Origin of the sequence: Cupriavidus sp. UME77 (assembly GCF_014170355.1) — a bacterium.
Taxonomy (GTDB): domain Bacteria; phylum Pseudomonadota; class Gammaproteobacteria; order Burkholderiales; family Burkholderiaceae; genus Cupriavidus; species Cupriavidus basilensis.
Window position 1 is genome coordinate 18,351 of sequence record NZ_LZZU01000092.1, and the last position, 16,429, is coordinate 34,779.

Annotated in this window: 13 protein-coding genes; 9 read left to right on the plus strand and 4 right to left on the minus strand. The window is 65.7% G+C overall.

All coding sequences use genetic code 11. The features are described from left to right. Nucleotides 1–87: 87 nt before the first annotated feature. Nucleotides 88–1,161, minus strand: coding sequence for an alkene reductase (locus A9975_RS35645; RefSeq protein WP_183036837.1), 1,074 nt, complete (start codon nt 1,159–1,161; stop codon nt 88–90). A gap of 148 nt (nt 1,162–1,309) precedes the next feature. Between A9975_RS35645 and A9975_RS35650 the strand changes: the two genes are divergently transcribed. Together A9975_RS35650 and A9975_RS35655 are read left to right on the plus strand one after the other, a co-directional pair. Further along, the gene (locus tag A9975_RS35650) at nt 1,310–2,182 is read left to right on the plus strand and encodes a LysR family transcriptional regulator (protein WP_183036838.1); all 873 of its coding nucleotides are present in this window, start codon (nt 1,310–1,312) and stop codon (nt 2,180–2,182) included. Between the two features lie 310 nt (nt 2,183–2,492). Continuing rightward, a complete protein-coding gene (locus A9975_RS35655) occupies nt 2,493–3,617 on the plus strand; it encodes a sterol desaturase family protein (RefSeq protein ID WP_183036839.1) in 1,125 nt (374 codons plus the stop codon). Nucleotides 3,618–3,729: 112 nt separating this feature from the next. Here the strand turns inward: A9975_RS35655 and A9975_RS35660 are convergent, their stop codons facing one another. After that, nucleotides 3,730–4,746 carry a helix-turn-helix domain-containing protein gene (locus A9975_RS35660; RefSeq protein ID WP_183036840.1) on the minus strand — a complete coding sequence of 339 codons (1,017 nt, stop codon included), beginning with the start codon at nt 4,744–4,746 and terminating at the stop codon, nt 3,730–3,732. A gap of 187 nt (nt 4,747–4,933) precedes the next feature. On the opposite strand from A9975_RS35660, the gene A9975_RS35665 reads away from it, so the two are divergent. Continuing rightward, nucleotides 4,934–7,345, plus strand: a complete 2,412-nt coding sequence (locus A9975_RS35665) for an acylase (protein WP_183036841.1) — start codon at nt 4,934–4,936, stop codon at nt 7,343–7,345. Nucleotides 7,346–7,398: 53 nt separating this feature from the next. Here the strand turns inward: A9975_RS35665 and A9975_RS35670 are convergent, their stop codons facing one another. Next, on the minus strand, nt 7,399–8,217 hold the full coding sequence (locus A9975_RS35670) for a hypothetical protein (protein WP_183036842.1): 819 nt from the start codon (nt 8,215–8,217) through the stop codon (nt 7,399–7,401). A gap of 145 nt (nt 8,218–8,362) precedes the next feature. Between A9975_RS35670 and A9975_RS35675 the strand changes: the two genes are divergently transcribed. After that, complete coding sequence (locus A9975_RS35675; protein ID WP_183036843.1) at nt 8,363–9,505, plus strand: GGDEF domain-containing protein; 1,143 nt, start codon at nt 8,363–8,365, stop codon at nt 9,503–9,505. Between the two features lie 250 nt (nt 9,506–9,755). Continuing rightward, on the plus strand, nt 9,756–10,847 hold the full coding sequence (locus tag A9975_RS35680; protein WP_183036844.1) for a branched-chain amino acid aminotransferase: 1,092 nt from the start codon (nt 9,756–9,758) through the stop codon (nt 10,845–10,847). A gap of 141 nt (nt 10,848–10,988) precedes the next feature. On the opposite strand, the gene A9975_RS35685 is transcribed toward A9975_RS35680, so the two are convergent. Beyond that, nucleotides 10,989–11,879: an IclR family transcriptional regulator gene (locus tag A9975_RS35685; RefSeq protein ID WP_183036845.1), complete on the minus strand. Its 891-nt coding sequence runs from the start codon at nt 11,877–11,879 to the stop codon at nt 10,989–10,991. A gap of 132 nt (nt 11,880–12,011) precedes the next feature. On the opposite strand from A9975_RS35685, the gene A9975_RS35690 reads away from it, so the two are divergent. From A9975_RS35690 to A9975_RS35705, 4 genes are all read left to right on the plus strand, one after another. Next, nucleotides 12,012–12,788: an enoyl-CoA hydratase/isomerase family protein gene (locus A9975_RS35690; protein ID WP_183036846.1), complete on the plus strand. Its 777-nt coding sequence runs from the start codon at nt 12,012–12,014 to the stop codon at nt 12,786–12,788. 9 nt (nt 12,789–12,797) lie between these two features. Further along, nucleotides 12,798–14,006: a CaiB/BaiF CoA-transferase family protein gene (locus A9975_RS35695; RefSeq protein ID WP_183036847.1), complete on the plus strand. Its 1,209-nt coding sequence runs from the start codon at nt 12,798–12,800 to the stop codon at nt 14,004–14,006. A 31-nt stretch (nt 14,007–14,037) separates the two neighbouring features. Beyond that, nucleotides 14,038–15,204: an acyl-CoA dehydrogenase family protein gene (locus A9975_RS35700; RefSeq protein WP_183036848.1), complete on the plus strand. Its 1,167-nt coding sequence runs from the start codon at nt 14,038–14,040 to the stop codon at nt 15,202–15,204. Between the two features lie 107 nt (nt 15,205–15,311). Beyond that, nucleotides 15,312–16,313 carry a tripartite tricarboxylate transporter substrate binding protein gene (locus A9975_RS35705; RefSeq protein WP_183036849.1) on the plus strand — a complete coding sequence of 334 codons (1,002 nt, stop codon included), beginning with the start codon at nt 15,312–15,314 and terminating at the stop codon, nt 16,311–16,313. Nucleotides 16,314–16,429: the final 116 nt, after the last annotated feature.

Genomic DNA, 16,429 nt, shown 5'->3' on the forward strand with positions numbered 1-16,429 from the left:
GTTGGGTCGGCGAAGGACGACTCCGAGGGCGGCAGGCGCCCCCAGGGGAGGGGCGTCTGATATCTGTCGGCGCACATTGTCGGGGCCTCAGGCTCCTTGGGCTTCGCTCAAGGTCGGGTAATCGGTGTAGCCCTGCGCCGTGCCGCCGAAGAAGGCACCGTGTTGAACCTCGTTCATCGGCGCATTGGTCTTCAGCCGGGTGACGAAATCCGGGTTCGCAAGAGCCATCTGGCCGTAGGCTTCCAGGTCGGCCAGCCCCGATGCCATGTCGGCCCCGATCTGGTCACGCGGGCGGCTCGGCCGGTTCAGGATCAGCGTGCCCTTCCAGAGCTTGCGGATGTCGGCCAGCAGCGGCTCGTTGCCCTGGTGCAGGATGTGCAAGTAGGCCAGGCCCAGCTTGTCGAGTTCGGCGACCAGGTAGCGGTACAACTCCGGCCCTTCGGCGCCTTCGTCGATACCCCAGAGCGTCGTGCCGGGCGACAGGCGGATCGCGGTCCTGTCCGCACCGATTTCCTCGGCGATCGCGGCGGCGACTTCGAGGGCGAAGCGGGCGCGGTTCTTGATCGGACCGCCGTACTCGTCGGTGCGCGTGTTCGCGCTCGGTGCGAAGAACTGCTGGATCAGGTAGGCGTTCGCAGCGTGGATCTCGACGCCATCGGCGCCGGCCTCGACCGCCCGGCGCGCCGCGTGGCGGAAATCCTGAACGGTCTGGCGCACTTGCTCGGTGGTCAGCGCACGCGGCACGGGAATGTCCTGCATGCCCTTGGCCGTGAACATCTGCGTACCCGGCCCAATGGCCGACGGTGCGACGCCCCGGCGATGATGCGGCGTGTTGTCGGGGTGCGACATGCGCCCGGCGTGCATGAGCTGGATGAAGAGGTGGCCACCCTTGGCATGCACGGCGTCAGTGGTCTTCTTCCAGCCGGCGACGTGCGCATTGGTGTAGATACCTGGCGTGGTCAGGTAGCCCTGTCCATCGTCCGAGGGTTGGGTGCCTTCGGCGACGATCAGGCCGGCGCTGGCGCGCTGGGCGTAATACTCGGCGGCCAGCTCTCCCGGCGTGCCGTCGAACTGGGCACGGCTACGGGTCATGGGTGCCATGACCAGGCGGTTTTGCAGGGTGTGGCGGCCGACGCGGACGGGATCGAACAGCTTGCTCATGATGGAATCCTCGGAAAGTGGTGATGAACGAAAGGGCTGGCTCGCTTCCGGCGAAGCCGCGCTTCGGATGGAGGCATCATCGCCTGCTTCCCATGCGGGATAAATATGGTAATTTGGATAATATTGATCCATTGATGGAGCAACGAGCGTGGAGCTGCTGAACGACATGGCCTTGTTCGTGGAGGTCGTCAAAGCCAAGGGCTTTCGTAGTGCCGGGGAGGCGACGGGCGTGCCGAACTCGACACTATCGCGGCGAATCAGCGCGTTGGAGAAAGCGATCGGGCTGCGCCTGCTGCATCGCACGACACGCAAGATCGAACTGACCGAGGCCGGCCAGATTTACTTCGAGCGATGCAGGCGCATCGTCGATGAAGCCCGGCTGGCACACGAGCAGCTTGGCGAAATGCTTGCCCAGCCCAGCGGTGTGCTGCGTGCATCGTTGCCGGTGGATTTCGCAGTCACCTACCTGGCGCCCTTGATCGCCGAGTTTGCCGGCCTCTATCCCGGCATCACTTTCGATTTCGACCTGACTCCGCGACGGGTCGATCTGGTCAGCGAACCCTTCGACGTGGCTATCCGCATGGGGGAGTCCGAGAACTCGCAACTGATCGCGCGTGCGTTGGCCTCGCTCACACCTCACCTCTACGCCTCGCCCGGCTACCTGGAACGGTCGGGCGAGCCAAACAAGCCCGCCGACCTGGATCGGCACGAGTGCTTGAGCATCCTGAAAGCGGGTTCGTGGACGTTGCGCGACGGGAAGCGAAGCGCCACGGTGTCGGTGGGCGGGCGGTTCGTGCTCAACAGCGTTGGCATGAGCCGCCGCCTGGCAACGCTCGATATGGGCATCGTCCTGATGCCGGAGGAAGTCGTCGCTGATGAGCTGGCTAGCGGCAAGCTGCGCCGCATCATGCCGCAATGGCACGGCACGCCGATGCCCGTTTATGCCATCACCGAAACCCGTCTGCTGCCGGCGAAGACGCAGCGCTTCATCGAGTTCCTTCGGGAGCGTTTAGGGCGGTAGCTCGGCAAAGTCCTCAATAGCCGGGGCTGCCCCAGGTTATCGAGATCCTGCAAGGCCAGTCGGCAACCAACTGGATTTTTGGAATTTCGAGGCGACTCGGCAGGAAGGCTGCATGAATGCCAGGCATGGCAGCCGCAGGTAAAACTGCGCATTGCACTGCACAAAAAATTTGCCGGATATCCCAAATACACGCCGTAAAAAAAGACATTTCTTGCCATAATAACGACCGCTTCTGACCAGTCTCTGACCCGTTTCGGCAAGGGGCCGGTCAATCGTATGTCGGTCGTAAGACACTTTTTGTGAATGGCTCATGGAAGAACAAATCACCGTCTACGCTTTCCCGGTATTCCTGCTATTGATGCTGGTGGAGCTGGGCTACGGCCTGTTCGTCGGTCGCAATACCTATCGCCTGAGTGATGCTCTCAGCAACCTGAGTCAGGGCTTGCTAAGCCAGCTGGTGGCCAGTGTCAGCCAGCTCTTCCAGATCGGCCTGTATGTCTTGACGTGGCGCAGGGTGGCACTGTTTCCTCATGCCGGCCTGTGGGGCAGTGTCTGGGGCTGGCTGCTGGCGATCGTGATGTTCGATTTCTGCGACTACTGGCTGCATCGGGCCGGGCATGAAAGTGCGGTGTTCTGGGCCGCCCATGCCGTGCATCACCAGAGCCAGGATTTCAATCTGTCCACCGCGCTGCGCCAGGAGAGTACCGTTGCCTTCTTGGGATGGCCGTTTTACTTGCCGATGGCGCTGGCCGGGGTTGCCCCGCAGCAGTTCGCGCTGGCCGGCCTCGTCGTGCTGCTCTACCAGTTCTGGATCCACACCGAGCACATCGGCAAGCTGGGCTGGTTTGACCGGGTGTTTTCCTCGCCGTCCAACCATCGTGTGCATCATGCGGTCAACGACCAGTACCTGGACAAGAACTACGGCGGGATGCTGATCATCTGGGACCGGCTGTTCGGCACTTTTGCCGAGGAGGAGGAGAAGCCGGTGTATGGTACCCGCACCCCGCTCAACAGCTGGAGTCCGCTATGGGCGGTGGCTTCCGGCTATGTGCCGCTGTGGCAGATGGCGCGCCGTGCGCCACGCTGGCGGGACAAGATCAAGGTGTGGTTCAAGGCCCCGGGCTGGCTGCCTCCCGGCGTGAGCGATGATAGTGCGCCCTTTGACTTGCAGCGTGCACGCCAGCGTTTCGATCCTCCGCTGGTGGCCGGTGCCGTGCCAGTGGCTCTGCTGCAGTTTGCTCTGCTGATGGTGGCCGGTGCCGGCTATCTGTGGCAAAGCGATGCGCTGGGGAGCGGCCTGTTGTGGGGGCTGGCACTGTTGCAGATCGCCGGTCTGGCTGGTCTGGGCGGCCTGCTGCAGGGGAGGTTGCGGCCACGCAGCCTGCTGGGGCTGGATGTGCTGCTGTTGCTGCTGGCCGGATTGCTGTTGCGCTGACCGGCATCCAGTCGCCGAGTCGCCAAGCGGCAAAACGGCTGGGCAGCCCATGGCCCTGCCTATAACCCTATAACCAGCCTGCCCATGCGGCGGGCTCAGGCCCGTCAGCCCCTCAGCCCGCCCGCAATTCCGCCCGCACCGAATGCGCCCGCCGATGCGCGCCTGGCGTCTGGCCCGTATGGCGGCGCACCAGGTTGCGGAACGCGGACATGTCCTGGTAGCCGCATTGTTCGGCAATGGCGGTCAGGCTGAGTGTGGAGACTTCCAGCAGGTGGCAGGCGCGCTCAGCGCGCAATTGGTGCAGGAACTGCAGCGGCGACATGCCCACTGTCTTCATGAAATGCCGCAGCAGCGTGCGTTCACTGGTGGACGCCACCGCTGCCAGCCGCGGCAGGTCATAGGGCTCGGCCAGATGCTGCTGCAGGTAGCGGCGCGCGCGCAGCGCCACGCTGTGGCGCTGCGCGTCGCCGGTCTTCAGCCAGATATTGACTGTCTCGCCGCGCTCGGGCTGGTCCAGCAGGGCGTTGCCCAGCGTGCGGGCCAGCGCGTTACCGGCGGTATGCGCCACTGCCTGCAGCAGCAGCGCATGCATGCGATCCAGCGCGCGGGAGCTGAGCAGGTTGCCGCTCTTGACCACTGGCTGGTCGGCCTGCAATCGTCGCGCGGGTTCGCTCAGTTGCATCCAGTTGGCAATCAGCCACGGCACCGCCAGCTTGCGCTGTGCCGGCAAATCCATGGCTACCAGCAGTGCCACTGCCGTGAACGGAGCCACCACCAGCGCCCCCCGCGCAGCAACTGCCGCAATGGCGGCGCGTTCGCGGTCCAATCGCGACAGCATATGTTCAAGCCCGGCGATGTGGTCAAACAACGGTGGCGCGATCACCACCATGGCGTCCTTGCCTGCGCCGGCCAACTCTTCCAGCGGCACGCACGTGCAGCGCAGCACGCTGGCCAGCGCCTGCCAGCGTTGTGGCTCGGCTACCGCCAGCCGCCAGCGAAAAGGCGCCGCCGTGGCGCGCCGCCGGCTTTGCATGGAGGCAAGCGTGTTGGCAATGTCCAGCATGTCGACCGCGGTGGAGAGGGCGGAGACAACGGCCGAGGGGTAGCACAGCAGATAGACGTCCGACATGGCGCGGCGGGTTGTGGTTGGAATGGTGCCTGCCCGATGGCGGGAACGCCACCAATTGTGGCGGAATCCACTCTACCTGTCACGGCCCCGATGCCCGACCATGTCGGCGGCACCATGGCGCGTCGCCGGTTGGCGCGCAACGTTCCATGGGCCCACAGCACAGACACAAGACCGAGGAGACAACACAATGAAGCAACGCATCGTGCGCGGCGCGACCGCACTGGGCGGCGCCGTGCTGGCGGCCGCCACCCTGGGCGGCTGCGCCACCGCAGGCAGCGACAGCGCCAACTGGAGCGAAGGCGGACTCAACGCCGAGATCCGCCGCACCGCCTATGGCATTCCCCATATCAAGGCAAACGACTACGCCAGCCTGGCCTTTGGCATGGGCTACGCATATGCGCAGGACAACGTCTGCCTGATGGCCGACCAGGTCGTCACGGTCAGCGGCGATCGCTCGCGCGTGTTCGGCCCTGACGAAAGTACCGAGGTGTCATTCAAGCGCATCAAGAACCGCGAATCCGACCCGTTCTTCCGCGCCATCATGGATGACGACGCCCTGCGCGCCGGCTACGCGCAGGCCTCGCCAGAGGCGCGCGAACTGCTGCGCGGTTATATCGCCGGCTACAACCGCTACCTGCGCGATACCCCGCCCGCCCAACGCCCGGCTGGTTGCCGCAACGCTGACTGGGTCCGGCCCATTACCGCCATCGACCTCTTCCGCCTGGCCGAAGAGAAGAGCATCCAGGCCAGTGCCGGCGCGCTGGCAGCGGGCATTGTCGCCGCGGTGCCGCCTGGGGCTGCGGGCAGCGCCAAGACCGCGCAGCAGGCGGGGGCGGTGGACGTAGCCAGCATCGACTTCGACGCCGTCAACAACGACCTGCAGCTGCTGGATCCGCCGATCGGCAGCAACGGCTGGGCCTTTGGCAAGGAAGCCACCACGAATGGGCGCGGCCTGCTGCTGGGAAATCCGCATTTTCCGTGGACCACCACCAATCGTTTTTTTGAAGCGCACCTGACCATACCGGGCAAGCTGGATGTCATGGGCGCGTCCATTGCGTCGTTCCCGATCATCAGCATCGGCTTCAACAAGGACGTGGCCTGGACGCACACCGTGTCCACGGCCCGCCGCTTCACGCTGTATGAACTGAAGCTGGCCGAAGGCGACCCCACTACCTACCTGGTGGACGGCGTGCCGCGCAAGATGACCCCACGCACCGTCAGTTATGCGGCAAAACTGCCCGACGGCCGTACCGAGCAGCGCTCGCATACCTTCTACATGACCGAATACGGCCCGGTGCTGTCCATGCCATCGGCCGGCCTGCCGTGGTCCGCGCAAAAGGCCTACACGCTGCGCGACGCCAACCGCAACAACACGCGTTCGGTCGACACCTGGCTTGATATCGGCCGCGCGCGCGACGTGGCTGGCATCCGCACCGCCATTGGCCGCCTGGGCATTCCGTGGGTCAACACCATTGCCACCGACCGCGAAGGCCGCGCCATGTTTGCCGATGTATCGGTCGCGCCCAACGTATCGGCCGCCATGCTCAAGCAATGCGCGCCGGCCGGCGACAGCGCTGCGCTGGCCGCCAAGCTGATGCAGGGCACGGGCATGGTCCTGCTGGACGGCGCGCGGGCTAGCTGCAACTGGACGGTGGACGCGGCATCGCCAGTACCGGGGCTGGTGGCTCCCAACGCCATGCCCGTGCTGGTACGCGATGACTATGTCGCCAACAGCAATGACAGTTCGTGGTTGTCTAACCCCAGTCAGAAGCTGACCGGCTTCTCACCGGTGCTGGGTCCCACCGAAGTTGCGCAACGCCTGCGCACGCGCGTTGGCCTGATGGAAATCGGCCGCCGCCTAGCGGGGGAGGACGGACTGCCCGGTAACCGCTTTGACGTGCCCGGCCTGCAGGCCGTGCTGTTCCGCGACCGCAACCTCTCGGGCGAACTCGTGCTGGATGACCTGCTCGATGCCTGCCTCGGCACCAAGGACGCCGACCTGAGGGACGGCTGCGCGGCGCTGCGCAAGTGGGACCGCCACAGCAACCTCGACAGCCGTGCCGCACCGCTGTTCCGCGAGTTCTGGATGCGCGCCAGCAAGATCCCCAAGGTCTACGCCATCGAGTTCAACCCGACCGATCCGGTCAACACGCCACGCGGACTGCGCATGCGCGATGCGTCCGTGCGCGCCGAGGTCTTCAAGGCACTGAAGGACGCCGTGCAGGCCATGCGCACTGCCGGCTTTGCGCTGGATGCGCCGCTGGGCCAAGTGCAGGCCGCCACGGCACCGGCTGGCCGCATCGCCCTGCACGGCGGTGAGGAATACGAAGGCGTGCTCAACAAGCTGCAAAGCACCCCGGTGTCGGACAAGGGGCTGCAGGTCTACTTTGGGACCAGCTACGTGCAGACCGTAGGCTTTGACGAGCAAGGGCCGGTCGCCGAGGCGCTACTGGTGTACGGCCAGTCCGTAGATCAGCAGTCGCCGCACGCCTTTGACCAGATGGCGGAGTACTCCGCCAAGCGGTGGGTGCGGCTGCCGTTCAGCGAGCAGGCAATTGCGGCGGACCCGCAATTGAAGGTAACGCGGCTGAGCCAGTAAGCCGGCGGCGTTGGGAGCGGGGCCACCGGCCCCGCTCCCCAGATAAGCGTGCCTCAGGCAGTCGATAGCCCGCCGCGGGCCTCTGCGAGTGCAACCGTCAAGTGCTGCACCTTCTTTTTCAACTGATCGCGCTCTTCTGTCAGCTGTGCCACCAATTGCGTCAGACGGTGAATTTCCAGTTGATCGGGGGTGGCGTCGCTGGGTGGGGGCACCGGTTCAGGCTTGGGTGGCACGCGGGCCTCGCGCACCTGTCTCGCTACCTGGCGCAGTTCCTTCTTGCCCCCGGCAACGGCCGCTACCTGCTTCTCGCCAGGCAAGGAGGCTACGGCAGCCGCAGCATTGATGGAAATCACGCCCGCCTTTACCGCGCTGACCAACTCGGGCGCAGCGGTCTTCTGGATTTTTTCGATCTGACCAAGCGTCGCACTGCTCACCCGCGCCGTGCGCGCAACGGCCTCGCGAGTCAACACGGTATCGGCCCCGGCTTGCACGGCGACTTCAGCCCCGGCAGGCTTTGCGGAACCAGGCTGGGCTTGCGCTTGCGCCAGACGCGCGGATACGATTTCCTTCTTCCGCAATGCGAGTACACCTCGCTGGAAATCCGACACGCTGCGCCGCCCGAGGTGATTGTCGATCATCCACAGGTGCACATCCTCCATGGACTGGAACGTCCGGTTTTGTACCGTATTGAAAGGAACTCCGTGCTTCTGGCAGATGCTGTAGCGGTTGTGTCCGTCCACCAGGAGATCGCCCCACAGCACCAGTGCATCGCGGCACCCTTCCGAGAGCAAGCTGCGTTCCAGCGCCGCGTATTCGTCCTCTGTCAGTGGATCGATATAGGCACGGAGGTCTTCGTTGATAGTGATCGTCATGGGTCAAGCGAAAAAGGTAGGGCAGTAGTGTACACACTGCCTGCCTTACCAGGCGACGGCCGACCTGGCGGCCGGGCGGTGGCTAACCGCCGGTACAATGTGTGCACGGTGCCATGTGCACAGATCGTTTCTCCACGGCTGACCCATGCTAAACCTGGACCTGCGTTCCATGACGGCGATGACGGGGATGATCAATATCGCCCTGGGCATCGTCCTGCTGGCCTTTCGCCGCGCCTATCCTGCTTCCATCAAAGGGTTGCTACCCTGGGCGCTGGCGCCGCTGCTTTGCGCGCTTTCCACCGCCTTCTATGCGATGGACGGGGATTGGCCGGCCGTGCTCGTCGCACTTGGCGGTAACGCGCTACTGCTTTCGGGCTGCGCACTGTTCTACTTCGGCAGCCAGCGCTTCTACGGGGTGCCCTGCACCTGGAAACGCTGGCTCGCCCTGGGCATTGGCTGCCTGGCTGGCATTACCTGGTTCCTGCTGGCCCATCCCGACTATCGGATCCGCGTGTTGCTGCTTACCTCGGTGTTAGCGGCTATATGCCTGACCCATGCGCGGCTGACCTGGCAGCACGGCCGGGGTTTTGCGCCGCGCTTCATGGCAGTTGTCCTCGCTTTCCAGGGGCTGGCCTTGTTGATGCGGGCTGCGACGACGCTTTTCCAGGATGCCGTCGATACTTCGCGGTTTTCCCCTTCGGCTATTCAGACCGCGTACATTGCGGCGTATTGTTTCGCGTCGCTCTTCGTCTGCCTTGGACTGCTTTTGACTGTGAGCGAGCGGTTACGCGCGCAGTTCGAGTACCTGGCGCAACGCGACGACCTGACGGGAATATTGAGTCGACGCGCTGTGCTGCACGCAGGTAGTAGTGAACTGAAGAACCGGCGCGGCGGCCAGCCACTGTCGTTGCTGCTGATGGATATCGACCACTTCAAGCGCATCAACGACCAGCACGGACACCTGGTGGGTGACCGCGTGCTGGCGCATTTCGCACAAATCGTAGGGCGGGCACTGCGCCACACGGACCATCTTGGCCGCTTCGGCGGCGAAGAGTTTGTCGTGCTGCTGCCGCAAACCGGCATGGAGACCGCGCTTGCCATGGCCGAGCGCGTGCGCCAGGCAGTCGAGCAGCAATCGGCCATCGCCGGGCAGCCCGCCTGCACGGCAAGCCTGGGGTTGGCCAGCATCGAGGCCGGGGAAGCGACCCTTGACGAATTGCTGGCACGGGCCGATTCGGCGCTGTATCGCGCCAAGGCTGAAGGGCGCAATCGTGTTGAGGCAGGCTAAGAGGCGGTTTCAATTGGCTTACCGTCTCAAAACAACGATTTAACATAACCTTCATGCGGTGTGGCTTGTCGTAGCGGCTAAGCAATGTCCGGAGCGAAGGTCAATCCTTGTCATTGAAGACAAACCGGGTGCCAGCATGCGATCATCGATACCCTCGGATTTCACGTAGAACCACGTGCCATGCCGGCGGCAGACAGGGGTGTTCGCCCTGCTGCCAATCCCCAACGCCTGCGAAGGAAGACGCGCGCTCATGACGCAACAAACCATTTTCAGCCTCGAACCCAACCCGAACGCGCTCGACGCGGCCACGCGGGATGCACTGATGCGCGACCCCGCTTTCGGCCGCGTCTTCACCGACCATATGGTGACGATCACCTGGCGCGAAGGACAGGGTTGGCAGGACGCCAAGGTCACTGCCCGCAAGCCGTTCTCGATCGATCCGGCGTGCTCGGTACTCCACTATGGCCAGGAGATCTTCGAGGGCATGAAGGCCTATCGCGGCGCGGATGGCGCCGTGACGCTGTTCCGCCCGCTCGAGAACGCGCGCCGCTTCCAGGCGTCGGCCAAGCGCATGGCCATGCCGGCGTTGCCTGAATCGCTCTTTCTGGAAGCGATCGAGCAACTGGTGCGGATCGACCAGGCCTGGGTGCCGCACGGCTCGGGCAGCCTCTACCTGCGTCCCTTCATGTTTGCCAACGAGGTGTTCCTCGGCATCAAGCCCGCCTCCGAGTTCATTTTCTGCGTGATCGCCTGCCCGGTGGGCCCGTACTTCAAGGGCGGCGACAAGGCCGTCTCCGTCTGGGTATCCGAGAACTACACCCGCGCCGCGCCCGGCGGCACCGGCGAGGCGAAGTGCGGTGGCAACTATGCCGGCAGCCTGGTCGCGCAGAGCGAGGCCACGGCGAACGGATGCGACCAGGTGGTCTTCCTGGATGCCGCCGAGCACCGCTGGGTGGAGGAACTCGGTGGCATGAACATCTTCTTCGTGATGGACGATGGCACCCTGGTTACGCCCCCCCTTAGCGGCTCGATTCTTCCGGGCATCACCCGGGCTTCGGTGATCGAGCTGGCCAGGGAGATGGGCATGGTGGTGGAAGAGCGCCGGTATTCGTACCCTGAGTGGGAGGCGGATGCCCAAAGCGGACGCCTGGCCGAGGCCTTTGTTTGCGGAACGGCGGCGACGCTGGTGGCCATTGGCGAAGTGCGCTCCGCGCGGACGCGCTTCGCGATCGGGAACGGCACCGCCGGCAACACCGTCAAGGTGCTTAGGGAGCGGCTGGTGGAGATTCAGCGCAACCAGGCCGCTGGCCCTGCCGGCTGGGTCCATCACGTCGGTTTGTAAGGGTGCCTTACGGGGCGCTTACGGTCGGGCTCGCCTGATCTGCCGCCTGGCAAACGGCAGGCCAGACCGGAAACCATGGCGCAGCTGGATTCCCACCTCGCTGCGCCACGCCGGCCCCGCGCTAGCCGGCGGCCGTCATACTCACTCCACGCTGTCCTCCGCCCCGCATGACGCGCTGATCTTCTCGATCAGGCCGAGCAGCAGCGGCGCATAGCGCGCCACATCACGCGGCTTTTCGCTGGGCTTGTGCGGGAAGCTGATATTGAGCCCGTACCACTGGTGGTCCGGCCCACGGAACGCCGCGCCCACGGCGGTCAGGTGACCCGGCTGGTAGTTGGCGCTGCAATAGCCTTGCGCCTGGGCCTGGGCAATGCCACGCGACAGTTCCTTGTGCAAGGCCGGCCATTCGTCGCCGGCCTTCTCCTCGATCCGTGCGAGGAAGTGGTCGCGCACGCCGGCCGGCACCGCGGCCAGCCACGCCATGCCGATCGAGGTCAGTTCCATGGGAACGCGCGTGCCGGGCGCTACGCGCCGGGTGCGCGATACGCTGTCGCGGCTGTGGCGCACCGCTGCCAGGTAGACCATGGCGGTCTGGTCGGGCACGGCCAGGCCGACATTGACCTTTTCCGCCTCGGCGATCTTGCGCATCAGCGGCAGGGCGATATCGGGCACCGTGGTGGCGTGGTGGAAGGCGTCCGCCAGGCTCACCACCACGGCCGCCAGCCGGTAGGCGCGCTCGGTGGCGTCGTAGCGCAGGAAGCCGCCATCCACCAGCGAGCGCGTGAGGCGGCTGACAGTGGGGCGCGGCAGGCCGGTGCGCGCTGCCAGGTCCGCATTGGTCAGGCTGGAAGAGCCGACGCGGAACGCGCGCAGCAGCATCAGGCCACGTTCGAGCGACTGACTGCCTCCGGTCTGGCGCGTGAACTGGCCGGTACTGTGCGTGAGCTCGCGGCTCGAAGGCGGCTTGGCGCAGGAGTCCGGGTGCGAATCGGGGGCGGAAACGGGGGCGGAATAGGGTTGCGGGTCAGGCATGTCGTTGGCCGCAGCCCCGCCAATCCAGCAGCGGGGCGCTGCAAGTAATTTCAGTAACCGAAATTGTAGTGTAGCGCGGGAATCCGCATCGGCGAATACTGGGTGCCTTTCCACTTCCCGGAGCCCTTCGCCATGACCTCGGCATCCACCCCCGAAATCGTCCTGACACGCGACCAGCATGTTGCGCAGATCGAGATCTCGCGCCCGCCCCATAACTTTGTCGACGCCGATGTCATGCGCCGGCTGGCCGAAGCGCTGCTGCAACTCGACGAGGACGACAGTTGCCGCGCCATTGTGCTGACATCTGGCGTGGGCGCCTTCTGCGCCGGGGCCGATTTCAGCGGCGCCGACCAGGGCAGCGTCTCGCGCGACCCATCGGCCTTCTACGCTCAGGCCATGAAGCTGTACCGCAACCGCAAGCCCATCGTGGCGGCCGTTGCGGGTGCCGCGATCGGCGCGGGGCTGGGACTGGCGCTGGTGGCGGATTTCCGCATCACATGCCGCGAAGCGCGTTTCAGCGCCAGCTTCAACAGGCTCGGCTTCCATCCCGGCTTTGGCATGAGCGTGACGCTGCCACGCCTGGTTGGCGAGCAGCAGGCCGCGCTGCTGTTTTACACGGGCAGGCGCATCGATGGCGAAGAAGCCGTGCGCATCGGCTTGGCCGACGAACTGGTGGCGCAGGCCGAGGTGCGTGCCCGCGCGCTGGCGCTCGCGCACGATATCGCGGCCTCGGCGCCACTGGCCGTGGAAAGCACACGCGAGACGCTGCGCCTGGGGCTGGCCGACCGCATCGTGCAGGCCAACCAGCGTGAACTGGCCATCCAGCGCGTGCAGTTCGCCACGGCGGATTTCCGCGAAGGCGTGGCGGCGATGGCCGAGCGCCGCGCGCCCGTCTTCCAGCGCCGCTGAGGGGGCCGCATGCAACATGAGAAACCTGTCTGCGCCGGCCCGCTCGAGGGAATTCGCGTACTCGACCTGACTTCGGTGGTGCTGGGCCCCCTGGCCACGCAATCTCTGGCCGATCTGGGCGCGGACGTCATCAAGATCGAAGGGCCGGAAGGCGACCTCATGCGCGCCAACGGCGTATCGCGCAACGCCGGCATGAGTTCGATCTACCTGGCGCTCAACCGCAACAAGCGCTCAGTGGTGCTGGACCTGAAGACGCCTGCAGGCGCGGCGGCGCTGCGCCGCCTGATCGCCGGCGCCGATGTGCTGATCCACAATATGCGCGTGGCCGCCATCGAGCGGCTGGGCTTTGGCTACGCCGCCGTGGCAGCGTTGAACCCGCGCATCGTCTATTGCGTGGCCACCGGCTTTGGCCAGGACGGCCCGCACCGTGACAAGCCGGCCTTCGACGACATCATCCAGGCCGCTTGCGGGCTGGTGTCGCTGGGCGCCGTCGCCGGCGGCCGGCCCGAGTATGTGCCCAGCCTGATCGCCGACAAGACCACCGGGATGGCGCTGGCCAACGCGGTGATGGCCGCGCTGCTGCACCGCGAGCGCCACGGCAGCGGGCAAGCGGTGGAGGTGCCGATGCTGGAAACCATGGCCAGCTTCGTGATGGCCGAGCACCTGGCGGGGTTGACCTTCGAGCCCGCCACCGGCGCGGCCGGCTATGCGCGCCTGCTGCAGGGCGGGCGGCGGCCGGCGCAGACTGCGGACGGCTGGATCTGCGCGCTGCCGTACACGGACCGCCACTGGAAAGCCTTTTTCCATGCCGTGGGTCGCGATGACCTGGGTGACAAGTACAACATCGCCAGCCGCGCGCAGCGCAACGCCCATATCCGCGCGCTGTACCAGCACCTCGCGCAGATCACGCCGACCCGTACCACAAAGGAGTGGATGGCGCTGTTCGAGACGCTGGATATCCCCGCCACGCCGATCTATGCACCGGACGAATTGCTGGCGCATCCGCACCTGGAAGCGGTCGGGCTGTTCCAGCAGACCGAGCATCCTACCGAGGGCCCGTTGCGCGAGATGCGGCCCGCGACGCGCTTCTCCGCCACGCCGCTGTCGCTGCGCCGGCACGCGCCCACGCTGGGCGAGCACACCGATGAAGTGTTGCGCGAAGCCGGGCTAACCCCTGAAGACATCGCCCGGGTAACGGGCGGCCGGGACGCCGCCTGAAGCGGCACGCAAACAATAAAGGAGACATGGCATGAACTTCGTACTGGAAGAAGAACACCAGATGCTCAAGGATCTGGTGGCGCGCTTTGTGCGCGAGCAACTGATCCCGCTCGAAGCGGGCGTGCTGGCCCGCGAGGCAGAGGGCGGCCAGCTCACGCTGCTGGCGCAGGAGCAGGACAAGCTGGACGGACTCTCGCGTGAGCTGGGCCTGTGGGGCCTGGATGCGCCGGCCGAGATGGGTGGAGCCGACCTGCCAGTGGTGGCCATGGTCGGCGTCAACGAGGAACTGGGCAAGACCGTCACACCCTACGACCTGCCGCCCGATTCGCCGAACCTTCGCATGCTGCTCAAGACCGCCGACGCGGCCCAGCGTGCGCGCTACCTGGAACCGTACGCGCGCGGCGAGACCATCTCCGCCATCGCTATTTCCGAGCCCGGCGCCGGCGGCGACCCGGCCATGATGACCACCCGTGCCGAACGCGACGGCGACGACTGGGTGCTCAACGGCCGCAAGATCTGGATCAGCCGTGCCGCCCGCGCCGACTGGACCATCGTGATGGCCGTGACCGACAAGACGCGCGGCGCGCGCGGCGGCATCTCTGCTTTTCTGGTCGACCGTGGCACGCCCGGCTTCAAGGTAGAACGGCGCATCCCCATGATCGGCGGCGCCTCCACCTACGAGGTGGTGCTGGAAGACTGCCGCGTTGCGCACACGCAGCTGCTTGGCGTGGAAGGCCGGGGCTTCGCGCCGATGCAGGCACGGCTGTCCAGCCGGCGCGTGCAGATGGCGGCCTGGTGCATTGGCCGCGCCCAGCGTGCGCTTGACATGCTGTGCGAGTACGCGCCGCAGCGCCGCACCTTCGGCGCCGCGCTGGCGGACCGGCAGGCAATCCAGTGGTGGGTGGCCGATGCCGCCACCCGCATCCACGCCTGTCGCCTGATGACTTACGAGGCCGCGGCACGCATTGACGCCGGCGACGAGGCGCGTACCCAGGTCTCGATGATCAAGGTATTCGCCACCGAGATGGCCTGGGACGTGATCGACCACGCCATGCAGGCCTTTGGCGCGATGGGCATGACCAAGGAAATGCCGTTGCAGCAAATGGCCAACGAGACGCGGTTGATGCGCATCTACGAAGGCCCGTCCGAAGTGCACCGATGGGTTATCGCGCGGGATCTGCTTGGCCTCAAGCGTTAGCCCGCCGCCAAGGCGAATCACGGAATCACGGAATCACTGAACCACGGAATCACTGACACACCCGCACTGGCGGAACCCACTGCCAGGCGCAAGACCAAGGAGACAACATGACCCGAACCGTGAACTGTTCCCGGCGCCGCTTCGCTGTCCTGGCTGGCACCGTCCTTACAGCTAGCCTGGCCGGCGCGCCGTTCGCCGCGCTGGCGCAGCCGCAGGCATTTCCCAGCCGCCCGATCCGCTTTATCGTGCCGTTCCCGTCCGGCAGCGGTACCGACATGACCGCCCGCATGTTCGCCAAGAAGATCGGCGAGCTGACGGGGCAGGGCGTGGTGGTGGAGAACAAGCCGGGTGGCAACGGCTTCATCGGCGTGCAGACGCTGCTCAGCGCGCCGGCTGACGGATACACGGTGTTTATCGGCAGCAACTCCACGCTGTCCACCAATGCCGCCACCTTCCGCAAGCTGCCTTACGATCCGCTGACTGACTTCACGCCCATTACGCTGTTGTCGCGTGGGCCATGCCTGATCATCGTGCCGGCCAGCTCGCCGTACCACACGCTCAAGGCGCTGGTGGAGGACGCGCGCAAGCGGCCTGGCGCGCTCAACTACGGGACCGGCTCGGTGTCGTACACGCTCTACAGCGAATGGCTGAACGAGCAAAGCCGCATGAAGACCACCGCCGTGCCTTACAAGGGCGCGGGCGACGCGATCAACGGCGTGATGGCCGCCAACGTGGACTTCGCCGTGGTGGATGCCAGCGGCGCGATTGAGCTGGTCAAGGGCGGCAAGGTGCGCGCGCTGGCTTACACCGCGCCCCAGCGCTCGCCGCTACTGCCGGGCGTGCCAAGCGCGGCCGAAGCCGGCGTGCCGGACTTCCTGGCCTACAACTGGGTGGCAGCGGCGGTCTCCGCCAAGACACCTGCGCCCATCGCACAACGCCTGGGCGAACTGTTCGCCCAGGCCGGCGCCGCCGACGACGTCAAGGAGTATTACCAGCGCCAGTCCACCTCGCTGATCCTCTCCACGCCGGCAGAACTTCGCGACTACCAGAAGGACGAAATCGCGCGCTGGAAGCGGCTGGCAGCGATCGCGAAGATCGAGCTGCAGTAAAAAGAGAGTGCAGGGCGGCGGAGCGCAGGGGGATCATGCCCCATTCGCTTCCTCCGCGCGCGGCCCTCTCCCTGCGGACTCCGAGGCAAAAGCGTTTTCTCCGGCGCGCCTGCATC